This is a genomic window from Nocardioides sp. NPDC057767 (assembly GCF_042798275.1).
Classification (GTDB): domain Bacteria; phylum Actinomycetota; class Actinomycetes; order Propionibacteriales; family Nocardioidaceae; genus Nocardioides.
Genome location: NZ_JBHVKJ010000001.1, coordinates 1 through 23452, shown reverse-complemented (window position 1 = coordinate 23452; position 23452 = coordinate 1). Strand labels below are relative to the sequence as shown.

Here is a 23452-nt window from a genome sequence, read left to right as displayed (position 1 = left end):
GGCCGCCCTCCCGCGTAACTCCTTTACGTTGTTATCGAATATTCACCGATACCCCTACCCACACGGGTCACCAGATCCGTACGCGCTCCTCCGGATCGAGCCACAGACCGTCGCCCGGAGCGGTGCCGAAGACCTCGTGGAACTCCTCGAGGTTGCGCGCGATGTTGGCGCGGAACTCGGGCGGGCTGTGCGGGTCGATGGTGAGGTACTGCTGCGCCTGCTCCTTGCGGCGCACCGTGCGCCACACGTAGGCCCAGTTGAGGAAGAGCCGCTGCCGATCGCCGATCTCCGCCGAGCCGCCGGTCGCGAGCATGTAGGCGGTGTGAGCGATCGTCAGGCCGCCGAGGTCGCCGATGTTCTCGCCGACGGTCAGGGCACCGTTGACGAACTCGCCGGGCAGGTCCCGCGGAGAGAGCTTGGAGTACTGCTCGATCAGCGCCTTGGTCTTCACCTCGAAGGCCGCCTTGTCCTCCGGCGACCACCAGTCCTGCATGTTGCCGTCGCCGTCGAACTGAGCGCCCTGGTCGTCGAACCCGTGGCCGACCTCGTGGCCGATCACCGCGCCGATGCCGCCGTAGTTCTCCGCCGGGTGCGCGTCCTTGTCGAAGAACGGGCGCTGCAGGATGCCGGCCGGGAAGCAGATCTCGTTGGTGCCGGGGTTGTAGTAAGCGTTGACCGTCTGAGGCAGCATGAACCACTCGTCACGGTCGACCGGGCCGCCGAGCTTGCCGAGCTGCCGGTCGGTCTCGAAGATGCTCGCCGCGGAGACGTTGCCGATCAGGTCGTCCTTGGAGATCGTCAACGCTGAGTAGTCGCGCCACTTCGACGGGTAGCCGATCTTCGGCGTGAACTTGTCGAGCTTCTCGTAGGCCTTCTCCTTGGTCTCCTCGCCCATCCAGTCGAGCTCGGAGATCGACTTGCGGTAGGCCTCCAGGAGGTTGTGGACGAGCTCGTCCATCTGGGCCTTCGCCTCGGGCGGGAAGTGCCGCGCGGCGTACTCCTTGCCGACCGCCTCGCCGATCGCGCCCTCCACGATCGCCACCCCGCGCTTCCAGCGCTCCCGGAGCTCAGGGGTGCCGTTGAGGGTGCGCCCGTAGAAGTCGAAGTTGGTCTCGACGAAGTCGTCGGTCAGGTAGGGCGCGGCCCAGCGAAGCACGTGGAAGTAGAGCCACAGCTTCCAGTCGTCGATGTCGACCTCGCCGAGCACGGTGGAGAGGTGGGTGAAGTAGGACGGCTGCCGCACGACCACCTCACCGAGCACCGCCTCGGTGGTCAGCTTCGAGCCGGAGAGGTTGCGGACGTAGGCATCCCAGTTGAAGTTGGGGGCCAGCTCGCGCAGCTCGGCGAGGGTCAGCAGGTTGTAGGTCTTCTGCTTGTCGCGGGTCTGCTCGCGCGCCCAGTGGCCCTCGGCCAGGCGGGTGTCGATCCGGATGATGGTCTCGGCGGCCGCACGCGGGTCCGGGTGCTCGGCGAGCTCGTAGAGGCGGGTCAGGTAGTCGGCGTACTTCGCCAGCACCTCGGCGAACTTCTCGTCGAAGTAGTAGTCCTTGTCGGGCAGCCCGAGGCCACCCTGGAGCAGGTTGAAGATGTAGCGGTCGGACTGCTTGTCGTCGTTGTCGACGTAGGACCCGAACAGCCCGTGACCGCCGATCCGCTCGACCTCGCCCAGGAACGCCGCCAGGTCGTCCGCGTCGCGGAGCCCGTCCACGGCGGCCCTCAGGCCATCCAGCGGCCGTACGCCGCGCTCCGCCACCGCCGCCTCGTCCATGAAGCTCGCAAAGAGGTCACCGATCTTCTGGGCGTCGCTGCCCGGCTCGCCGCCGGACGCCGCGAGCTCCTCGATGATCGCGCGCACGTCCTTCTCGGCCTGGTCGGCCAGCATCACGAACGGCCCCCAGCTGGACCGGTCGGCGGGGATCTCGACCTCCCGCAGCCAGGTGCCGTTGACGAACCCGAACAGGTCGTCCTGCGGCCGGATGTTGTCGTCCATGCCCGGGCGGGCGTCATCAAGAATCGTCACAGGCCCCAGCGTAGATGCGGCGCCCCAAGCGGGTGGGCAACAACCCCAGGGTCAGCCCGGTTTGACGATCCGGTTCATCTCGAAGTGCATGGGGTCGGTCCACTTCCAGTTGCCGCCCCAGGTGAAGCCCCAGCGCTCGAAGATGGAGACGACGGTGCGGTCCATCTCGCCGACGGTGCCACGCTGGTTGCCGGCGGTGTTGAGGTCGACCGCGGTGCCGAAGGCGTGGTTGGAGAGCTGGGTGGTGTTGGCGATGAAGCGCGGGTAGTAGCAGCCCGCGTACTGCGACGGGTCGATCTTCCTGGCCAGGCCGCGGTCGACGACCTCCTGCAGGGCCGCGCGGAGCTGCGGGATCATCACCTTGTTGCAGGTCACCGAGCCGAGGATCGGCACCTGGGCGGTCACGATGTGGGAGCTCACCCAGCTCGCGGCCGGGGTGATGGTGCCGTCGCCGTTGGCGCGGTAGGTGTAGTTGCCGACGGCCTCGGCGACGGTGCCGACGACGTAGGCCTTCTGGGGAGCGTTGGGGTCGAGGCCGGCGCGGGCGACGACGTCGAGGCGCTGGACCGACGCGTCCGAGCCGACGACCTTCTGGATCGGGGCGACGACCCGGTTGGGGGCGATGGCGGCGGTGGAGACGATGAGCGCGTTGCCCTTCTCCATGCCCATCTCCTCGCCCCACTTGTGATTGACGACGGCGGCGGCGAGGCCCGGCGGCTGGGGAGCGTAGGCACCGACGTGGATCGTCGTCGCGTCCTTCTTGGACCCGAGGGTGACGAAGCCGTCCTTGTCGGCCGGGAGCTCGTCCTGGCGCTCGGGATCGATCGCCACCTCGCCTCCGGCCACGCGCTGCCAGACCTCGTCGGAGTCGGCGCTCTGGAAGGGGGCGAAGTTGCGGTAGGTCGACGGGTCGACCGCGACCACCTTCACCAGCCGTCCCTCGACACTGACCTGGGCCATCGAGATCTGCTCGACCCCGGAGACGCCGTCGAGCCCACGGATCTTCTTGACGTCGCCGGACGAGAGGGTGTCCTCGGAGAGGATCAGCAGGTCCGTGGAGTGCAGCGTGCCCTCCCGCTTGCCGGGCATCTCCACGGCGTGCGAGGGATCGGCAACGGGGCTCTCGTCCTTGGCCGCCCCGCTGGCACTCGTGCTCGGGCTCGCGCTCGGGGAGGAGGCCGACGTGGACGGCTCGCCCGCACAGGCTGCCAGGGTCACCACGAGGACCGCCCCGATCGCCGCGGCCGCTCTCAACGAGACCTGTCGCATCCAGTCACCTCCCCGCAGGAAGGTTAGGCGAGGGTTGGTGACGACCCAACTCGCGGGTAAGTCAGCCGAGGACCCGCGACGCCAGCCAGGCGATGTCGTCGGCCGTCTCGTCGGGCGACTTGGTGGGCTGCATGACGTGGCTCAGCACGACCCGCACGACCATCTCGATGGCGACATCGGCCTGATGGTCGCTGAGCCCATGGTCGAACTTGTCGATGTGCTGGTGGATGATCTCGATCGCGTAGCCGAGCAGCCCCTCGCTGTGACTGGTCAGGTAGGGCAGCAGCTCGGTGTCGGCGCCGTGGGTGGCCGAGACGACCGCGTGCAACAGCTTGTTGTCCTGGGCACGGTCGAGCACGCCGTACGTCGCCTGCCGGATCGCCCCGAGGAAGTCGTCCTCCTCGTCGAAGGCCGCGCTCACGACGGCGAGGAACTGCTCCAGCTCACGCAGGATCAGCGACTTGGCCAGGGCCGGCTTTGCGCCGATGTCGTTGTAGACGGTCTGCCGGCTGACGCCGCAGCGCTCCGCGATGCGCGACATCGTCACGCTCGCCCACCCGGTCTCGGTCGTCATCTCGACGGCAGCGTCGAGGATCCGCTGACGGGTGGTTTCAGGTACTCCGGCCGCCATGGGGCCAGAGTCTAGTGCGCCCGGCCCCTAGGACTCGACCGAGTCCGACGCCAGCGGAACGAAGTCGACCTTCTCCCGGACACCGCAGTCCGGACAGCACCAGTCGTCGGGTACGTCCACCCAGGCGGTGCCGGCGGCGAACCCCTCGGCCTCGTTGCCCTCCTCGACGCGGTAGGTGTAGCCGCAGCCGGGGCAGCGCGCGGCCAGCACCTCGGCCGCGATGACCTGGGCGACGGTGTCGTCGCCGGCCTCGGCCCGGTCGGCGGCAGGCGGCGGATACTTCGCCAGGATCCTCTCCCGCTTGCGCGGCACGATGTTGGCCCGCGACATGTCGCCGTCGAAGTGCGCGAGCACCCTCGGGTCCATCACCCGGCGCCAGATCGGCGGCAGGATCGCGAGCAGGATCATCCCGGCGTAGCCGGTCGGCAGCACCGGGGACTCCTGGTAGTCGCGCAGGGTCTGGTAGCGGCGTACGGGGTTGGCGTGGTGGTCGCTGTGGCGCTGCAGGTGGTAGAGCAGCACGTTGGTCGCGATGTTGTTGGAGTTCCACGAGTGGCTGGGGTCGACGCGCTCGTAGCGCCGGCCGGTCCTCTGCCGCAGCATCCCGTAGTGCTCCATGTAGTTGATCACCTCGAGCAGCGAGAACCCGACCACCGCCTGGATCAGCAGGAACGGGATCACCACCGGCCCGAGCCACACGATCAGCGCACCCCAGAGCACCGCGGACATCAGCCAGGCGTTGAGTACGTCGTTGCCGATCCGGAACGGATGCTGGTCGCGGCGGGCGTACCTCTTCTTCTCCAGCCGCCAGGCGCTCTTCAGCGAGCCGGAGACCGTGCGCGGCCAGAAGGCGTAGAAGGACTCCCCGACCTTCGAGGATGCCGGGTCCTCGGGGGTCGCGACACGGACGTGGTGGCCGCGGTTGTGCTCGATGTAGAAGTGGCCGTAGAAGCTCTGCGCGAGCGCGATCTTGGACAGCCAGCGCTCCACGTCCTCGCGCTTGTGGCCGAGCTCGTGGGCGGTGTTGATGCCGATGCCGCCGACGCAGCCGACCGAGATCGCCAGCCCGATCCGGTCGATCATGCTCAGGGTGTGACCGTCGAGGGCGCCGTGGGCGGCGATGGCCATGCCGCCGACGAAGACGGCGTACTGCAGCGGGAGGTAGGAGTAGACGATCCAGCGGTAGTAGCGGTCGTTCTCCAGCGCCTCGATCATGTCGTCGGGCGGATTGGACTGGTCGAGCCCCGCGAACAGGTCGATCGCCGGCACCACGATGAGGATGATGATCGGTCCGGTCCACAGGAACGCGCCGATGTCGGTGAGATGCCAGCCCCCGATCGCGATGAACCCGAGAATCGGGACGACCAGGCCTAGCAGCCACAGATAGCGCTTCTTGTCGCGCCACTGCTCGGTCGACCCGTCGGGCACGGTGCTGTTGGCGGTCTCCATCGTCGGCCCCCTTGACAACTAAGGATGATCTGTCAAGTGTCGTACGTCACGTCGGTGGTTGTAAATAGGATGGCCGCATGACGACGAGCCTGCCCTTCGGCATCGACTTCGGCGGCACGGGCATCAAGGGTGCCCCGATCGACCTCGCGACCGGCGAGTTCGCCGAGGAACGCGTACGCATCCCGACCCCCGAACACTCCACCCCCGACGCCATCGCCGAGATCTTCGTGGACCTGCTCGCGCAGTTCCCGGACTACGACGGGAAGGTCGGCGTGACCGTCCCCGGCGTCGTACGCCACGGGGTGGTCCACTCGGCGGCCAACATCGACAAGTCCTGGATCGGTGCCGACGCGGACGCGATCTTCACGGCGGCCACCGGGCGCGACGTGCACGTGGTCAACGACGCCGACGCGGCCGGACTGGCCGAGGTCCGCTACGGCGCCGCCAAGGGCCGGCGCGGGCTGGTCATCATGACCACGCTCGGCACCGGCATCGGCACGGCTCTGCTCCACGACGGCGTGCTCGTGCCCAACTCCGAGCTCGGCCACCTCGAGCTCGACGGCCACGACGCCGAGACCCGCGCCTCCAACGTCGCCCGCAAGCGCGAGGAGCTCTCCTGGAAGCAGTGGTCCAAGCGGCTGCAGAAGTACTACCGCCACCTGGAGATGCTCTTCTCGCCCGACCTATTCCTGGTCGGCGGAGGGGTCTCGAAGGAAGCCGCGGAGTTCCTGCCGCTGCTCGAACTGGACACCGAGATCATCCCGGCGAAGCTGCTCAACACCGCCGGGGCCGTAGGGGCCGCGTTGTACGCCGAAGAGCTCGCCACCGACTGACGGAGGCTGCGGCGGCATCTGCGGCGGCATCTGCGGCGGCAACCCCTGAGGCGGTAGGGCCTGAGGCGGCAGCGCCTGGCGGTGCTCCCAAGGAGCTCCCGCTCTCCTGGTCTGCTTCGCCTGCGCAAGGAAGGCCCTGCGCTCCGCGCGCCGATGCCGCGCCCTCGGGTTCCAGAACACCCGGAACACCGCGTACGCCCCGGCGACGAGCACGAGCAGGGCGACCAGTCCGGTGACCAAGGCCCAGTCGGCTCGGGCGCGGACGCCGGCCGCGGTGGCCGAGGCGTCCTCGAGATAGCCGTCGTCCAGGTCGGCGCGAGCGCTGGCCGCGCCCACGTCGAGGAACAGCACCAGCTCGCCGAGCTCGGTGAGCGGGTTCTGCATGCCCTCGACGTCGGCCGTCGCCTCCCCGACCTCGGTGATCACCTCGGCGGTGCGGGGAAGCGTCGTCGAGAGCTCGCGGTAGAGGGCTTCCTCGTTGGCCCCCTCGTAGGCCTTCCTGGCCGCTGCGGGCACCGGTAGGCCGGCCTTCTCGGCAGCCTCCTGGACCGCGGCGGCATCCGCGTTCGCCTCACCGATCAGACCCACGACGTCGTCCACGTCCTCGAAGGTCCACTCGGCCATGACCTCGCGGAGTCCTTGCGGCGGCAGCCACTCGCCGTTGACGCGGTCGATCTCGGCGTACGTCTTGCGGGCCTCGGCCCTGGGCTCGAGCTGCTTGGCCTCGTCGCGGGTGAGCACCCAGGTCTTCAGCGGCTTCTCCGCGGAGGCGTCGGTGTCGTACCTCTGCACGATGTCGAGGAAGAAGCGCCAGTCGACCCGGCCTCGGGTGATCTCGTCGTCGGCGGCGTCGTAGCCGCTGCGGCCGTCGTAGACGTCGTCGATCACCCGGGTGAGCTGCTCGTCGGAGAGGTCCGCGAGCATGGCCGAGACAGCGGTGTAGGCAGCCGGATAGCCGTACGCATCGTTCTCCTGGCTCCACCCCTCGGAGTCCCAGGCCAGGAGAGGGAACGCGGCCTTGCTGCGACGCTTCACCTTGTCGTACTTCTGCCCCTTCGCGCCCACGTTCTTCGTCGCACGCTGGGCGATGACCTCGGTCAGGCCCTCGCTCAACCAGCGGCCGTTGACGATGTCGGGGTTGATCCAGGCGTGGGTCATCTCGTGGTAGAGGATCGCGGTGTCCAGGTCCTCGGAGACGACGATCTCGTCGGCGTCGGAGTCGAACCAGGCGTAGCCGACCGCCTCCGCCGAGCCGTCCTCACGGATCGTCTCCAGACCTCCGGGCCACTCGTTGCCGATCAGCTCCTCCAGCACCGGCATGCCTTCGGTGACGCGCTTCTCGACGAAGTCGAGCCAGGCCTTGTCCTCGGGGAAGCTCTGCAGCGACAGCTTCGTGTCGCCGACCTCGATCTCCTTCTCGTCGAAGGCCTTCGGGTCGCGGGCCGAGACGCCGGCGTCGACGAAGTCGCCCTCGGAGTGCCAGGTCGTCGTGTTGCCCTTGGTCTGCTTGGTGAAGTCGCCCGAGGAGGCGGTGAACGTCATCGACTTCGGCAGCACCACGTCGACGGTCACCTGTCCGTCGTCGCCGAGGCCGATGACGGGGAAGACGGCGTAGCCCTCACCGATCCGGATGTGGTTCTTCTTCGCCCGGATCGGGGCGCCCTTCAGCTCATAGGTCCAGGTGATCGTGCGCGATTTGCCGTAGTAGAGGTTGGGGAAGGACACGGTCACCACCTCGAGACCGGTGCCCTTGACCTTCTCGGTGCTCACCGGCAGGTTCGCCCCGTTGCTGGTCGCCCTGACCTTCTTCGCCCCCGCCGGGATCGGGATCGCGTGACCGGTCAGGAAGTAATAGGTCGTGGCCGTGCTCGGCTGCTGGTTGGTGACCGTGACCTCGGCCTTCACCTTGACGGTTCTGGCCTTCTCGTCGAGCACGTAGCGCGTGCGGGAGGACTCACCGACGCCGTCACCAGGCGCGGCGACCGCTGTCGGCGCGGTCATCACCAGCCCAGCACCCAGCATCCCCAGCACGAGCAGACCCGCTGCCACGCGCCGGAGCCGACCTGCCAACTGACCACTCTCCACCCCGGAACCTTAGACCGATGCCCCGCTGGGTACGACCCTTTTCGGCCGCTCCCCGGACGGCCACGCAGGGCATCACGCCCAGGGCGAGCCCCATTTGTCGGCGTACGCGATCTCCGCGAGCGGACGCCGCACGCGCTCGCGTTCCTCCCGCTCGGCATCGCGCGGGTCGACCTCGGCAGGGTCACCGTGGAGGCCCACCGCGATGCCGGTCATCACCTTCCACCAGTCCGGTACGCCGAAGGCAGCTGCCACGGCGTCGTGGTCGAACCCGGCGAACTGATGGGAGGAAAGACCGAGGGAGGCGGCCTGGACGGTGAGATGGGCAGCCGCCTGGCCGAGGTCGTAGTGGGAGTAGTCCGACCACTTCGGGCCGTTGCCGTCCGGGCCCACGCCGACCTGGGCGACGGCGACGAAGACGGCCGAGGCCCGTGGCACCCAGCCGGAGTTGCCGCGGGACAGGTGGGCCACGAAGGTCTGGTGCCCCGCCGACCCGCGGGGCAGGACCAGGAAGGACCACGGCTGGCTGTTGCCCGCGCTCGGCGCCCACCGGGCCGCCTCCAGCAGCAGCCTGGTCTCGGCGTCGGTGAGCTCGTGGGCCGGGTCGAAGACGCTCACCGACCAGCGGTCACGCAGGTGCTCGGTCAGGTCCTCGGCGCCGGCCTGGGGCGCGCGCTTCGCGGCAGTCATGCATCCACTCTGCACCATCCACGCCAGTCTCATTCTCGCTGACCGAACAGGCCATATTCATGCAATGCAACGTTTTGCCACTCAAGCAGCTACCAACCATGGCAATCATATGAATATGAATCCAGATGGGCCTTACTCAGCCAGGCGTTCACACCTCATCGCTCTGTGGGTGATCGGTGGTCTGATCCTTGCCCTGATCGTCGCCGTCGCCGGCAATCTCGTCTACGCCGAGCTGCGAGGTGATGGCGACGTGTCCGGGCCAGGACCGGTGACCTCAGAACCGAAGGAGGTCTGGTCCTGGACCTCGGCCCAGGAGGTCGCGTACGCGCAAGACCTGCCGACTGGCGGAACGCTCGTCAGTCTCAGCGGGGAAGACGACGGAGTCGTCGCCCTCGACACGAACGGCAAGGAGGTGTGGCGGGACGAGAGACACCCGTACAACATGGTCAGAGTCCACGAGAAGGAGCAGTTGATCGAGGCGAGCTGGTACGTCGCGCAAGCATCGAGCAGCGGCAGCACCAGCGACAGCGGAACGATCCTGTTCGACTTCGAGGGCAAGGAGATCTGGGAAGCGCCCGAGGGGGTCGACCTCTACTCCATCGAGGAGGACGGCAACTATCTCGTCTACGACGACGACAGCATGACCAAGCTCGATCCGAAGACGAATGAGGAGAGCTGGACGATCGAGGGCACCTGGGTCTCCCCGACCGACTCTGCGATCTACGCGCTGGACCAGGGCGACATCGTCCGCTACAGCCTCGACGGCACGGAGGAGTGGCGCAGGGCGCTACCCGCGGGGTACGACGACGGCCTCGACGAGTACGACCTGACCTATCTCTACGCCTCCGACCAGATGCTCCTCGTCGCGTCCGGTTCGCTCCTGGCGTTCTCCCCGGACAGCGGGCAGCAGCTCTGGACTGAGACGACGTCTGGCGAAGTGATCCACGCCGCGAACGACCGGTACGTCGTCGTCCCGAGAGCTCAGCCCGATCCGGTCACCGGATCGAAGCGGCCTCTGGAGGGGCCGTTCCCGATCTTCGGACCGGATGGCCACATCGGCGACATCGATCTCGCCACCAGTGGTGCCTACCTCACCATGGACGTGATCGAGCTCGACGGCCGACCGGTCAACTTCCACCAGTCCTCGGGGACTCTCTTCGATGCCGACGGCGCAGTGATCGACAAGGGCTATGACCACGTCACCGTGGCTTTCGACGACGGCGCCTACACCGTCGACGGGTCCACGATCGGCTACCGCGCCTGGGGCAACGAGAAACCCGCCTGGACCCTGGACCTCGAGGGAGTGGACTCGATGGCCGATGACTACTACCCCGAGGACGTACGAGTCGGCGCATCGGAGCACGGGCTCTACGTCAACGACAAGACGTCCGTTCGTCTCTACCGCTGACCACCGGGTCAGGCGAGGTAGCGGCCGGGGCGGTGGTTGAACGCCAGGATGATGTTGAGGACGACCGCACCGAGGGCGGAGAGCAGGACAGTCACGGGCGAGACGACGACGAGCGCGAGCAGGATGACGCCGAGGTCGAGGCCCATCTGGACGTACCCGGCGCGCAGGTCGAGCCGCTCCTGGAGGACCAGGGCGAGGATGTTGAACCCGCCCAGCGAGGCGCCGTGACGGAAGATCACCAGGAGCCCGAGGCCGACGAGCAGGTTGCCGGCGACGACGCCGTAGATCGTGTCGAGGCCGTCGAGCGGGAGCAGGTCGGCATGGACCCGCGTCATCGCCGAGACCGCGATGACGCAGCCCAGCGACCGGACCGTGAACCAGGTGCCCTTCTTGGAGAGCGCGAGGCCGAAGAACGGCAGGTTGACCAGCACGAACAGCACCTCGAACGGCAGCCCGGTCCAGTAGCTGGCCAACAGGCTCAGGCCGGCAGTGCCGCCGGTGACCGACCCGACCGACTGGATCAGGTAGAGACCCAGCGAGGTCACCACGATGCTGGTCACGTAGCCGAGCGCGTCCTCCAGCACGGTGTGGGGGACGCGGATCGACTCGAGGGAATCTGCGAACGGCTCGGACACGACACTCATTCTGTGTGCCGTGCCCGAGCCGGGCAGAATTCACCAGGGCGAGACCTGCGTCACGTTTTCGCTGGTCAGACGGTGTTTATCTGTGTTTCTCCAGGTCAGGCAGGCACCCGGGCGAGGGCGCCGACGATCTCGTCGACCTTGGTCTTGGCGTCGCCGAAGAGCATCTGCGAGTTGTCCCGGAAGAAGAGCGGGTTCTGCACACCGGCATAGCCCGCGGCCATCGACCGCTTGAAGACGACGACGTTCTTGGCCTCCCAGACCCGCAAGACGGGCATGCCGGCGATCGGGCTGCTGGGGTCCTCTGCGGCGGCGGGGTTCACGGTGTCGTTGGCACCGATGACCAGGACGACGTCGGTCTCGGCCAGGTCGTCGTTGATCTCGTCCATCTCCAGGACGATGTCGTAGGGCACCTTGGCCTCGGCCAGCAGCACGTTCATGTGGCCGGGGAGACGGCCGGCGACCGGGTGGATGCCGAAACGTACGTCCACGCCCTTGTCCCGCAGGATGCGGGTGAGCTCGGCGACCGGGTACTGCGCCTGGGCGACGGCCATGCCGTAGCCCGGGGTGATGACCACGGAGGAGGCGCCGGCGAGGAGCTCGGCGGTGTCCTCGGCGTTGATCTCGCGGTGCTCGCCGTAGTCGACGTCACCGGACGGCCCGGCCTCGATGCCGAACCCACCGGCGATGACCGAGATGAACGAGCGGTTCATCGCCTTGCACATGATGTAGGAGAGGTACGCACCGCTCGACCCGACCAGGGCACCGGTGACGATCAGCAGGTCGTTGCTCAGGAGGAAGCCCGACGCGGCCGCGGCCCACCCGGAGTAGCTGTTGAGCATCGAGACCACGACCGGCATGTCACCGCCACCGATGGAGGCGACCAGGTGCCAGCCGAGCGCCAGGGCGACGACCGTGACGGCGATCAGCAGCGGAAGCGTCGGGTTGATGACGTAGACGACCGTGAGGATCACGAAGACGACCAGCGCGCCGATGTTGATGACGTTCTTGCCGGGCAGCATCAGCGGCGCCGACTTCATCCGCGCCGAGAGCTTCAGGAACGCGACGATCGAGCCGGTGAAGGTCACCGCACCGATGAAGACGCCGATGAAGACCTCGGCGGAGTGGATGGCGCCCCCGTGGATGTGACCGGCGGCGGCCTCGAGGTGGCCGTTCCAGCCGATCAGGACGGCGGCCAGACCCACGAAGGAGTGGAGCAGCGCGATCAGCTCGGGCATGCCGGTCATCTCGACGACCTTGGCACGCCACAGGCCGATGACGGCACCGACGGCGACCGCGCCGACCAGGATCAGCACGGCGGTGGTGGTGCCGCCGTCGACGACCTGGATGACGGTCGCGATCAGTGCCAGGGCCATCCCGGCGACGCCGTAGAGCCAGCCCTGGGAGGCGGTCTCGTGCTTGGACAGACCTGCCAGCGACAGGATGAAGAGGAGGGCGGCGACGAGGTAGGCGGCGCCGGCGATCGAGAAGATATCCATGATCAGGCCTTCCGGAACATCGAGAGCATGCGGCGGGTCACGGCGAAGCCACCGAAGATGTTGATGCTCGCCAGCAGGGTGGCGACACCTGCGAGCGCCAGCACCACGTTGTCGGAGACGGTCAGCTGCAGCAGCGCACCGACCACGACGATCCCGGAGATCGCGTTGGTCACCGACATCAGCGGGGTGTGCAGCGCGTGGTGCACGTGGCCGATCACGTAGAACCCGATCACCACCGAGAGCGTCAGCACGGTGAAGTGCCGGGTGATCTCGGCAGGAGCGACCGCGTTGATCAGGAAGAGCGCGAGCGCACCGGTGCCGACCAGCGCGAGCTTGGCCGAGGCGGAGAGCGGCTTCTTCTCCTCCTTGGTGGCCACTTCGGCCGGGGCGGCTGCGGCCGGAGCCGCGGACACCTGGACCGGCGGGGGCGGCCAGAGCACGCCGCCGTCGTGCACGACGGTCAGGCCACGCTGGACCTGGTCCTCGAGATCGAGGGCGAGCACGCCGTCCTTCTCGGGCGTGACCAGCTTCATCAGGTTCACCAGGTTGGTGCCGTAGAGCTGGCTGGACTGCGCGGGGAGGCGCGCGGGCAGGTCGGTGTAGCCGATGATCGTGACGCCGTTGGGCGTGGTGACGACCTCGTCCTTGACTGTGCCCTCGACGTTGCCGCCCATCGCGGCGGCCATGTCGACGATGACCGAGCCGGGCTTCATGGAGGCCACGTCGGCCGCGGTGATCAGGCGGGGCGCCGGGCGGCCCGGGATCAGCGCGGTGGTGACGATGATGTCGACGTCCTCGGCCTGCTCGGAGTAGATCTCCGCGGCGCGCTGGTCGTAGGCCTCCGAGGTCGCCTTGGCGTAGCCGTCGGTCGACTTCTCGACCTCGACCTCGACCTTCAGGTATTCGCCACCGAGCGACTTGACCTGGTCGGCGACCTCCGGACGGGGATCGGTCGCGCGCACGATCGCGCCCAGCGAGCTCGCGGCCCCGATGGCGGCCAGACCGGCCACTCCTGCACCCGCCACGAGCACCTTCGCCGGCGGCACCTTGCCCGCCGCGGTCACCTGACCGGTGAAGAAGCGGCCGAAGTGGTGGGCGGCCTCGACGACGGCGCGGTAGCCGGCGATGTTGGCCTGGCTGGAGAGGATGTCCATGGACTGTGCTCGCGAGATACGCGGCACCGCGTCCATCGCGAAGGCGTCGACCTTGCGGGCGGCCAGGGCGTCGAGCAGCTCACCGCTCTGCGCCGGCGCGAGCGGCGCGACCAGCGTGGCGCCGCTCTTGAGCAGCTCGACCTCGCCGACGGAGGGGGCGTTGACCCGGAAGACCAGGTCGGCACCCCACGCGTCGGCGGCCGTGCCGATGCGGGCGCCGGCCTCGGCGTACGCCTCGTCCTTGAAGCTGGACGCCTCCCCGGCGCCACCCTCGATGACGACGTCATAGCCCAGACCGGTCAGCTGTTTGACGGTCGCGGGGGTGGCCGCGACCCGGGTCTCCCCGGGCTTCGTCTCTCGGGTCACTCCGATGAGCATCCTCGACTCCTTGGGTCTAGCTGCGCAGTGTCTTCAGTCTCCAGCATGGCGGGATTCCGGTCAGCCGATCTGCGTGTGACCGATGGATGACCGGCGCCGGACCGGAACCCCACCGTGCTGGTTACCGGCCGGTAACGGTAGGGCAGATCAGCACGTGGACACCAGGGTTGTGCGTTTGTATCGGTCCAAGACCTGTGGTCTTCCTCACGGTCTCACGGCTGAGGCTCCCGCCGCTGCTCGAGCGGTACGCATCCATCGTGGCGTCTCATCGGCGGATACGGGAGTACCCACTATTTACTGGGGTACTCACCCGTCGGTGCGTCTCGCGTCCCAGCAGAGTGCTGTGCCGTGGCCCCGGAGCCAGCCGACCGCCTGGCCGTCGACGGCGAGACAGAAGTGATGGTCCCGATCGGGAAGGTTCGCCGCCCCGACGGCGAGGGACGGAATCACCCGTGGGCCCTCCAGGCTGATCCAGTGGCAGCGGCCGGCCGCCACGAGCGTACGCATGCGGTTCTCGAGCTCGGCGCGATCGTGCTCGTCGAGGTAGGCCGCGGCTGCGCTGTGATGGACCACCGGGGTCCCGCCCGAGGTGGCGGCGATCTCCAGCGCGTCGTCCAGCCGGTCGAGCATGTCCCCGGCGAGGAGCCGAGGAGGCTCGGCCCGGGTCACCTCGATCGCCGCGGCCAGACGGTCGCGGCGATCGTCATGACCCGGCCAGATCAGGGTGAGCAGCCAGCTCATGTCCTCCTCGTCGGTCAGATCGAGCGGATTGAGGTCGATCCCGACGCGGGCCGTGATGCGCGGATGGGCGGATGGGACCGGGACCGGCCCGAGCGACGGGATCCGGAGCGTCGGCCCGCCCGAGTCGCGGAGCTCGCCCGCGCCGTCCCAGAGGTAGTCGTAGCGGTCGGGGTAGAGGCAGAGCCCGGCGCTGGCACCGAGCTCGACGAGGGCGAGCGGACCGTCCCCGAGCATGCCGAGCGCCGGGGCCAGCGCGGTCAGCCGGGCGACCTCGTTGGTCTGCGTTCGCCGCGTCAGGATCGTCTCGCGCACCGCCGGCCACTCCTTGCCCAGGAGCATCGCCCGCAGGTCGGCGTAGGGCCCGGGCTCCAGGCCGTGCCAACGAGCCGCGGCGAAGACGAGGTTGGCCTGCTGCTTCAGCGTCGGCAGGTCGCCCAGCACCCGGAGCACCTCCGGGTCGTCGGCGACGCCGCTCGCCCAGGCGAGATAGCAGGGCGAGGTGGACATCTCCTCGGCGTGAAGCAGATAGCTCCTACGGATGTCGGTCAGGTCGTTCAGCGGCAGCATGGCGCCTCCTCCTCGGACGGGTCGGGAGCTCACCGTGCCGCCGCGGCACCGGCTGGCGCGATGTCGATCGAGTCGACATGGCGCCGGAGCCGGTCCGTGGGCGAGAGTGTGGTCGTGACGGAGTGGATCACGACGCGGGAGGCGGCTCAGCGCCTCGGGGTGAAGCGCACGACGCTCTACACCTACGTCAGCCGGCAGCTGCTCACCCGGCGACGCAGCGGTGGCGAGAGCCTGTTCGACCGCGCCGAGATCGATGCGCTGGCCGGCTCCCGTCACCATCCCGGCTCTCCGGCCGGCGTGCTGCCGATGCGCACGGTCCGCTCGAGCGTGAGCGAGGTACGCGAGGGGGAGCTGTTCGTGCGCGGAGTGCCCCTCGCCGACCTCGCCGACGAGCCGATGGACGAGGTGGTCGATCTCGTCCTGGGCCCGGCCCCGACGGTGGCCGTCGAGGTGCCGGACCATCTGGGCGCGCTGCCGCTCCACCGCCGGCTCCCCGCACTGGCGCAGTGGGCGGGGTCCCACGGCGAATGGATCGGGCCGGCCGCGGCTGCCGGTGCCGCCAAGGGCCTGCTGCGGGCGGCACCCCGCGCGCTCGGCGGCCGCGCCGGCCCGGACCGGCCGGTGCCCGAGGCGATCTTCGCCGCCGTCGCCGGGCGCCCGGGAAGCCCTCGGGAGGTGGCCACGCTCAGCACCACGCTGGTCGCGCTCGTCGACCACGGCCTGGCCGCCTCGGTGGTGGCGGCCCGGGTCGCGGCCTCCGCGCGGGCCTCGGCGTACGACTGCCTGGTCGCCGGCTATGCAGCCCTCTCCGGGCAGCTGCACGGCGGGATCGGCCGGTCGGCTCTCGCCGTGCTGCGGGACGGCCCGCCGGCCGACCCGAGCAGCCCGGTGCCCGGCTTCGGGCACTGGCGCCATCCCGAGGGTGATCCGCGGGCCGATGCGATCCTGGCGCGGCTCGCCCTCGTCGACGGCTCCGCGCCGACCCTGTCTCACCTGGCCGAGATCGCCGACCGCACCGATCGCCGGCCGAACATCGACGGGGCGCTCGCGGCGCTCGTCCTCACCTGCGAGCTGCCCGACACCGCCGCAGAGCTCTTCTTCCAGGTCGGCCGCACGGTCGGCCTCGCGGCGCACGTCGCCGAGGAGTCCGCGGAGGATCCGCTGCGCTGGCGCGCGACCGATCCCACCGCCTGACCCGTGCATCAGCCCGCGGCCGGCCGCTCGCTGTCGAGCTGGTCCATGAACTGGGCGGGGTAGCGGTCGCCGCGCGCGGCACCGACGGGCACAGCGGCGTCGATGCGGGAGAGGTCGGCCTCGTCGAGCTCGACGGCGTTCGCCCCGGCCATGGACTCGACCTGGCTCACCCGACGCGAGCCGATGACCGGGACGATGCGCTCGCCCCGGGCCGCGACCCAGGCGATCGCCAGCTGCGCCAGGGTGACGCCCTTGGCCGCGGCGATCTCCTCCAGGGTGACCAGCAGAGCGCGGTTGTGGTCGAGGTTGTCGCCCTGGAAGCGCGGCATGTGCGCGAGGGCGCCGCCGAGCGCGCCACTGCCGCCGATCAGGCCGCGGCCGAGGACGCTGTAGGCGGTGATGCCGATACCCAGCTCGTCGCAGGTGTCGAGGATGCCGTTGGTCTCGATCTCACGGCTGAGCAGGGAGTACTCGATCTGCAGGTCGCTGATCGGGACCACCGAGGCGGCTCGCCGGATGGTGGCGGCGCTGACCTCGCTCAGCCCGATGTGGCGTACGTAGCCCGCCTCCACCAGCTCCCGGACCGCACCCACGGTGTCCTCGATCGGCACCTGGGGGTCCAGGCGGGCGGGACGGTAGACGTCGATGTGGTCGGTCCCGAGCCGCTGCAGCGAGTAGGTCAGGAAGGACTTCACCGCCTCGGGACGGCCGTCGAATCCGACCGGCAGCCCGACCGGGGTGAGCAGGGCGCCGAACTTCACCGAGAGCACCACGTCGTCCCGGTTCCGTGAGCGCAGCGCCCGGGAGATGAGCATCTCGTTGTGTCCGGCACCGTAGAAGTCGCCGGTGTCGATCAGGGTGCCGCCGGCGTCGAGATAGGCATGGATGACGCGTACGCCCTCCTCCTCGTCGACCGCGCCGTAGGCGCCGGAGAGGCTCATCCCGCCCAGCGCGGGGGAGGTGACCATGGGACCGTTCTTGCCGAGCTGTCGGCTGGTGAATGTCGTCATGCCATCCAGCCTGCGGCGCGTGGCGGGCCCGCGGCAGGCACGGCACATCCAGGGACGAGCCGTCCCTGGATAACCGGCCACGACCGACAGAGGATGGGCGCGTGACCGACCGCCGCGAGCTCGCCGACTTCCTCCGCCGTCGCCGGGAGCTGCTCCGGCCCTCCGATGTCGGTCTCGCGGACGGATTGCGGCGGCGTACCCCCGGGCTCCGCCGCGAGGAGGTCGCCTCGCTCGCCGGGGTCTCGACCGACCACTACACACGGCTGGAGCAGGCCCGCGGGTCGGCACCCTCGGAATCGGTGCTCTCCGCGATCGCGCGGGCGCTGCAGTGCGACCTCGACGAGCGCGACCACCTCTACTACCTGGCCGGGATGACCCCACCGCCCCGTCGAGGCCACGTACGCCCCGGACTCGTCGCTCTGGCCAACCGGCTCACCGACCTGCCCGTGATGATCTGCAACGACCTCGGCGAGGTGCTCTTCACCAACCCGATGGCCGAGCTGCTGGTGGGACATCTGCGTGGCGGCGGCGGCAAGATCGAGAACATGGTGTGGCGCTGGTTCACCGACCCGGCCTTCCGGCAGATGCCCGAGGAGGACTGGGGCCGGATCTCGGCCGTCCACGTGAGCGACCTGCGCGCGACCCACGCCCGTCGCGCCGGCGACCCCGACATCACCGGCCTCGTCGACGATCTGCTCGTCGCGAGCGCGGAGTTCCGCGAACTCTGGGAGCGCCACGAGGTGGGCGTACGCCGTGCCGACCGGAAGACCTTCCTCCATCCCGAGGTCGGTGCCATCGAGGTGCGCTGCGAGGTGCTCTTCAGCGAGGGACAGGAGATCCAGCTGGTCGCCTACTTCCCCGCCGAAGGCACCGGCGCGGCCGAGAAGCTCGACCTGCTCCGGGTGATCGGCACCCAGGCCTTCTAGGCCGTGATCGCGGAGCGCGGCGCAGCCATCACCACCCTCAGGATCACGAATCGCACCAACGTGGCGGTGGCGTTGGCGACGACGAGCACCACCAGCTCGGTCGGTCTGGCCGGCATCGAGGAGGCCAGGTGGAGGAGCGCGAGGGAGCCCGACGTCAGCGCCAGCCCCAGCCCGAAGGCCAGCAGCCCGGCGACGTGATGCTTGACGGCACCCTTCCGCGCGGTGATCCCGAAGGTCAGCCGGCGGTTGGCGGCGGTGTTGGCGACCGCGGTCACCAGCAGACTCACCAGGTTCGCGATCTGGGCGTCGACCGTGACCCGGAGGAGGGAGTAGAGGACGACGTACGCCAGGGTGCTCATCGCCCCGACTCCGGCGAACCGCATCAGCTGCTCGGGCAGTCCTCGCTTCGGGCCGGCGACGGTGGCGGCCGAACCGGTCGAGGCGACGCCGCGCAGGTCGATGCGGCCCGACACCAGGCCACGCATCAGCCGGGCGATGCCGCGGAGGTCCTCCTCGACAGTCTTGACGATGTCGACCCGGGAGTCCGGGTCGTCGACCCAGTCGACCGGCACCTCGTGGATGCGCAGCCCGGCCTCGGACGCGAGCACGAGCAGCTCGGTGTCGAAGAACCAGCTGTCGTCCTCGATCAGCGGGAGCATCTGCTCGGCCACATCACGACGGATCGCCTTGAATCCGCACTGGGCGTCGGTGAACTCCGCGGAGAGCACCCCGCGGAGCAGCAGGTTGTAGCCCTTGGACAGGAAGTCCCGTTTCGGGCCCCGCTGGATCCGGCTGCCGCGGGCCAGCCGAGACCCGATCGCGATGTCGGAATGGCCGGAGAGCAGCGGCGCGAGGAGGGGCGGCAGAGCGCGCAGGTCGGTGGAGAGGTCGACGTCCATGTAGCCGACCACCTCCGCCCTCGATGTGGACCAGGCCGCCTTGAGCGCTCGCCCTCGGCCCTTCTCGTCCAGGTGGATCGCGCGGACCCGGGTGAACTCGGTGGCGAGTCGCTCCGCGATCTCCCAGGTGCCGTCGGTGCTGGCGTTGTCGGCGATCGTGATGGTCGTGGCGAAGGGCAGGGTACGCAGGTAGCCGTCGAGGTGGCGGACGGATGCCTCCAGGTCCTTCTCCTCGTTGTGCACCGGGATCACCAGCTCGACCGCCGTCAACAGCCGCTGCTCGTCGCGGAGCCACCCGCCGTCCGAGAGCTCCGTTCCCGCGGTCACGAGTCGGTCCCGGTGGTCGAGCCTGTCGAGACCAGGTCGTAGACGGTGCTGTTGCCGATGGTGGTCTGGGTGAAGTTCTCCTCCACCCAGGCGCTGATCTCGGAGGCGCTGGAGGTCTCGTCGGTGCCACTGCGCATGCCGCCCAGCCCACCGCCGGAGATGAAGTAGTGGATCTCGCCGGCGGCGACGTACTCCTGGAACTGCTCGAGCGTGATGCTGTTCGAGGTGCCGTTGAAGCCACCGATCGCCATCACGGCCTCGCCGGTCTCCAGCTGAAGGCCGGCAGCGGTCTGAGAGCCGATCGTCGCGGCCACCCAGGTGAAGTTGCCGGCGTTGGTGCTGACCGCCTCGGCCAGCTCGGCGTCGACCTCGCCGCCGCCCATCATTCCGCCACCGCCGCGCATGCCGCCGTCTCCGCCGGGCAGCTGCTGGGGCTGGCCGTCCATCTGCCCGTTCGTTGCACCGGGCGCGCCGTTGGGCGGGGTGCCGGTCGGCGGAGTGCCGTTGAACTGGGCCCCGGGACCACCACCGGGCATCCCGCGCCCTCCCATCCCGCCCATCCCGCCCATCCCGCTCTGGAGGGGACCGGCCGTCACGATCGAGCCGGTGTGAGCGGTGCCGATCGTCTGGATCGCGTACGCAGCCGGGCCGATCCCCAGCGTCACGGCTGCTGCCGCGAGCACCGCGCCCGCGGCCCGGCGGGTGAACCTGTCCGCGAGGATGAACACGGCGGCGAGGCCGAGGCCGATGATCAGGACGGGCCAGCGCAGCGCGTCGTACGGCTGCTGTCCCGACTGCCCGAGCAGCACCCAGCCCCACACGGAGCTGCCGGCCATGGCGACCGCCAGGGTGATCCGGGCGAAGAGGTTGTCGCGGTCGCGCCACATGACGACCGTGCCGACGACCGCGGTGACCGCAATCCACGGAGCCAGCGCGACCACGTAGTAGTCGTGGTAGATGCCCTCCATGAAGGAGAAGACCAGGCCGGTGACGAGCGTCGTGGCGCCGCTGAGCATCAGCGTGGCGCGGCTCAGATCGGTGCGGGGCGCCTTGCGCAGCCCGACGAGGCCGGTCACGAGGAGGAGCAGCGCCGCTGGCAGCAGCCAGGAGACCATGCCGCCGGAGACGCCTTGGAAGAGCCGCAGGGTCCCGGCAGCGCTGGAGAAGCCGGCGTTGCCGAGGCCGCCGTAGTCGCCGCCGTTGAGCCGGCCGACGCCGTTGTAGCCCAGCGTCAGCTCCAGGAGCGAGTTGCCGGTCGAGCCGTCGATGTAGGGGCGCCAGGACTCGGGGATGAGCTCGACGATCGCGATGTACCAGCCGGCGCTGACGACCATCGCCACGAAGCACGCGGCGCCGTGGGCCATCCTCCTGGCGAAGGAGCCCTGGCCCGCGATCAGGTAGACGACCGCGATCGCCGGGATGATCAGGAACGCCTGCAGCATCTTGGTGAGGAAGCCGAAGCCGAGCAGCACCCCGGCCAGCATCATCCACCGGCCCTTGCCGCTCTCGATCGCCTCGAGCGTCGAGAACCCGGCACCGACCAGCATCAGGAGCAGCAGCGCGTCCGGGTTGTTGAACCGGAACATCAGCGCCGCCGCCGGGGTCAGCGCGGTGAACGCCCCCGCCGCGATCCCCGCCTGCCACGGCGCGACCTTCCTGACCAGACCGTGGACCAGGCCTACCGTGGCCACGCCCATCAGCGCCTGCGGGACCAGGATGCTCCACGAGGACAGCCCGAAGAGGCGTACGGACAGGCCCATCACCCACAGCGACGCCGGCGGCTTGTCGACGGTGATCGAGCTGCTCGCGTCGAGCGCTCCGAAGAACCACGCCTTCCAGCTCTCGCCGCCGGCTTGGGCAGCCGCGGAGTAGTACTGGTTGGCATAGCCCGACTCCGACAGCGTCCACAGGTACGCGACCGCTGTCAGCGCGAGCAGAACGATCAGGGACGCCCGCTCGGGGGTCGGACGCCATCGGCTCGTCGTGGGTGTCGGGGTCGGCTCGGGCGCCGATCTCGTGGGCTGGTCCAGGAGTTGGGTCATGCCGACGAGATTCGGACGCGGGTCTGTGCAGGCCTTACGGCGGGACTGTGCGCGTCCTGTGTGCTGTGCTTCACAGCCGGCCCGCCCTTGACTCCGGGCGATCCCCCGGAACACCATCGAGAAAGGCTCGACGACGCGCCGTACGTGTTGGAGATCACTCCCCGACATCCATCCGAAACGAGAACACGTTCTAGAATTGAGCGCTGAACCCGCGTGCGGCCACGTAACCACCTGGTGGAACGGATTCGGAGGGTTACACGACCCCCTTTAGGCTTGCCTTAGTACTCCACGGAAGGTTGAACTCCCTTATGCGTGACATCCGCGTTGCGATCGTCGGTGCCGGCCCGGCCGGCATCTACGCTGCCGACATCCTCACGAAGGAGCACCCTGGTGCGCGCGTCGACGTCATCGAGCGTCTGCCTGCCCCATACGGCCTGGTTCGCTACGGCGTGGCTCCTGACCACCCGCGAATCAAGGAGATCATCAAGGCGCTCAAGCGTGTCCTGAACCAGGACAGCATCCGGTTCATCGGCAACGTCGACTTCGGCACCGACCTCAAGCTCGACGACCTGCACCGGTTCTACGACGCCGTCATCTTCGCCACCGGCGCGATGGCAGACCGCGAGCTCGACATCCCGGGGATCGACCTGCCCCAGTCCTACGGCGCGGCCGACTTCGTCAGCTGGTACGCCGGGCACCCCGACGTCTCCCGCGAGTGGCCGCTCGAGGCCGAGGAGGTCGCCGTCCTCGGCGCCGGTAACGTCGCGCTCGACGTCGCCCGCATGCTGGCCAAGCCCGCCGACGAGCAACTGGTCACCGAGGTCTCCGACAACGTCTACCAGGGCCTGCGGAAGAACCCTGCCAAGACGATCCACGTCTTCGCCCGCCGCGGCCCGGCCCACATCAAGTTCAGCCCCATGGAGCTGCGCGAGCTCTCCCACTCCCCGTCGGTCGAGGTCGTCGTCAAGGAAGAGGGCTTCGAGATCGACGAGGCCGGCGAGAAGGCGATCCAGAGCCACAAGGCGACCAAGCTCGTGGCCGACATCCTCCTGAAGTACATGGAGGCGCCCAGCGCCGACAAGCCGCACAAGATCGTCATCCACATGATGCAGAACCCCGTCGAGATCCTCGGCGAGGACGGTCAGGTGGTCGCGCTGCGCAGCGAGAAGACCGAATACAACGGCGACGGCACCGTCTCCGGCACCGGCGAGTTCACCGACACCCCGGTCCAGGCCGTCTACCGCGCCGTCGGCTACCTCTCCGAGGCGCTCCCCGACGTGCCCTTCGACGGCGAGAACGGCGTCATCCCCAACGATGGCGGCCGCGTCCTCGGCATCAACGGCGAGCACATCAACGGGACGTACGTCACCGGGTGGATCAAGCGCGGACCGGTCGGCCTCATCGGCCACACCAAGTCCGACGCCAAGGAGACCATCGACAACCTCCTCCACGACCTCGACAAGCTCGAGCCGGCCGAGCACGGCTCGCCCGCGGCGGTCCTCGAGCACCTGTCCGGCAAGGGCGTCGAGTTCACCACCATCGAGGGCTGGGAGAAGCTCGACAACCACGAGCGCTCCCTCGGCGAGGCCCAGGGTCGCGAGCGGATCAAGGTCGTCCCCCGTGACGAGATGATCCAGATCTCCAACGCCTGACCAAGCGAGTACGCAGCGGGCCGGCCACCACACGGCGAGC

General features: G+C 69.1%; 17 protein-coding genes. 5 read left to right on the top strand and 12 right to left on the bottom strand.

From position 1 onward, the window contains the following. Nucleotides 1-67 precede the first annotated feature (67 nt). The 4 genes from ACFVDI_RS00085 to ACFVDI_RS00070 all read right to left on the bottom strand — a co-directional run bounded on the left by ACFVDI_RS00085 (nt 68) and on the right by ACFVDI_RS00070 (nt 5369). Nucleotides 68-2020 (bottom strand): M13 family metallopeptidase, encoded by a 1953-nt coding sequence (locus tag ACFVDI_RS00085; RefSeq protein WP_378899044.1) that lies wholly within the window; start codon nt 2018-2020, stop codon nt 68-70. 51 nt (nt 2021-2071) lie between these two features. Then, nucleotides 2072-3289: a M15 family metallopeptidase gene (locus ACFVDI_RS00080; RefSeq protein WP_378899042.1), complete on the bottom strand. Its 1218-nt coding sequence runs from the start codon at nt 3287-3289 to the stop codon at nt 2072-2074. 61 nt (nt 3290-3350) lie between these two features. Further along, entirely contained in the window at nt 3351-3920 is a 570-nt protein-coding gene (locus ACFVDI_RS00075) for a TetR family transcriptional regulator (RefSeq protein WP_008355812.1), read from the bottom strand. 27 nt (nt 3921-3947) lie between these two features. Further along, nucleotides 3948-5369, bottom strand: a complete 1422-nt coding sequence (locus tag ACFVDI_RS00070) for a fatty acid desaturase (protein ID WP_378899040.1) — start codon at nt 5367-5369, stop codon at nt 3948-3950. 77 nt (nt 5370-5446) lie between these two features. Here ACFVDI_RS00070 and ppgK point away from each other — a divergent pair, with 77 nt between their 5' ends. After that, nucleotides 5447-6202: a polyphosphate--glucose phosphotransferase gene (gene ppgK, locus ACFVDI_RS00065; protein WP_378899038.1), complete on the top strand. Its 756-nt coding sequence runs from the start codon at nt 5447-5449 to the stop codon at nt 6200-6202. A gap of 2157 nt (nt 6203-8359) precedes the next feature. Here the strand turns inward: ppgK and ACFVDI_RS00060 are convergent. Continuing rightward, nucleotides 8360-8974, bottom strand: a complete 615-nt coding sequence (locus tag ACFVDI_RS00060) for a nitroreductase family protein (RefSeq protein WP_378899036.1) — start codon at nt 8972-8974, stop codon at nt 8360-8362. Between the two features lie 169 nt (nt 8975-9143). Between ACFVDI_RS00060 and ACFVDI_RS00055 the strand changes: the two genes are divergently transcribed. After that, nucleotides 9144-10382: a hypothetical protein gene (locus ACFVDI_RS00055; protein ID WP_378899035.1), complete on the top strand. Its 1239-nt coding sequence runs from the start codon at nt 9144-9146 to the stop codon at nt 10380-10382. Between the two features lie 8 nt (nt 10383-10390). On the opposite strand, the gene ACFVDI_RS00050 is transcribed toward ACFVDI_RS00055, so the two are convergent. From ACFVDI_RS00050 to ACFVDI_RS00035, 4 genes are all read right to left on the bottom strand, one after another. Then, the gene (locus ACFVDI_RS00050; protein ID WP_378899033.1) at nt 10391-11026 is read right to left on the bottom strand and encodes a YitT family protein; all 636 of its coding nucleotides are present in this window, start codon (nt 11024-11026) and stop codon (nt 10391-10393) included. A gap of 95 nt (nt 11027-11121) precedes the next feature. Continuing rightward, nucleotides 11122-12522 (bottom strand): Re/Si-specific NAD(P)(+) transhydrogenase subunit beta, encoded by a 1401-nt coding sequence (gene pntB, locus ACFVDI_RS00045; protein WP_378899031.1) that lies wholly within the window; start codon nt 12520-12522, stop codon nt 11122-11124. Between the two features lie 2 nt (nt 12523-12524). After that, nucleotides 12525-14054, bottom strand: coding sequence for a Re/Si-specific NAD(P)(+) transhydrogenase subunit alpha (locus ACFVDI_RS00040; protein WP_378899029.1), 1530 nt, complete (start codon nt 14052-14054; stop codon nt 12525-12527). Nucleotides 14055-14360: 306 nt separating this feature from the next. Further along, complete coding sequence (locus ACFVDI_RS00035; protein WP_378899025.1) at nt 14361-15362, bottom strand: DUF2332 domain-containing protein; 1002 nt, start codon at nt 15360-15362, stop codon at nt 14361-14363. Between the two features lie 114 nt (nt 15363-15476). On the opposite strand from ACFVDI_RS00035, the gene ACFVDI_RS00030 reads away from it, so the two are divergent. Continuing rightward, nucleotides 15477-16556 (top strand): citrate synthase, encoded by a 1080-nt coding sequence (locus tag ACFVDI_RS00030; RefSeq protein WP_378899023.1) that lies wholly within the window; start codon nt 15477-15479, stop codon nt 16554-16556. An 8-nt stretch (nt 16557-16564) separates the two neighbouring features. On the opposite strand, the gene ACFVDI_RS00025 is transcribed toward ACFVDI_RS00030, so the two are convergent. After that, nucleotides 16565-17566: an aldo/keto reductase gene (locus ACFVDI_RS00025; RefSeq protein ID WP_378899021.1), complete on the bottom strand. Its 1002-nt coding sequence runs from the start codon at nt 17564-17566 to the stop codon at nt 16565-16567. 101 nt (nt 17567-17667) lie between these two features. Here ACFVDI_RS00025 and ACFVDI_RS00020 point away from each other — a divergent pair, with 101 nt between their 5' ends. Next, nucleotides 17668-18492: a helix-turn-helix transcriptional regulator gene (locus tag ACFVDI_RS00020; protein ID WP_378899019.1), complete on the top strand. Its 825-nt coding sequence runs from the start codon at nt 17668-17670 to the stop codon at nt 18490-18492. On the opposite strand, the gene ACFVDI_RS00015 is transcribed toward ACFVDI_RS00020, so the two are convergent. Together ACFVDI_RS00015 and ACFVDI_RS00010 are read right to left on the bottom strand one after the other, a co-directional pair. Further along, a complete protein-coding gene (locus tag ACFVDI_RS00015) occupies nt 18489-19718 on the bottom strand; it encodes a glycosyltransferase (RefSeq protein WP_378899017.1) in 1230 nt (409 codons plus the stop codon). The two genes, ACFVDI_RS00020 and ACFVDI_RS00015, sit on opposite strands and share 4 nt — an antisense overlap. Further along, a complete protein-coding gene (locus tag ACFVDI_RS00010; RefSeq protein WP_378899015.1) occupies nt 19715-21760 on the bottom strand; it encodes an ArnT family glycosyltransferase in 2046 nt (681 codons plus the stop codon). Before ACFVDI_RS00010 ends, ACFVDI_RS00015 begins: the two co-directional genes overlap by 4 nt. A 308-nt stretch (nt 21761-22068) precedes the next feature. Here ACFVDI_RS00010 and ACFVDI_RS00005 point away from each other — a divergent pair, with 308 nt between their 5' ends. After that, on the top strand, nt 22069-23412 hold the full coding sequence (locus ACFVDI_RS00005; RefSeq protein WP_378899013.1) for an FAD-dependent oxidoreductase: 1344 nt from the start codon (nt 22069-22071) through the stop codon (nt 23410-23412). Nucleotides 23413-23452: the final 40 nt, after the last annotated feature.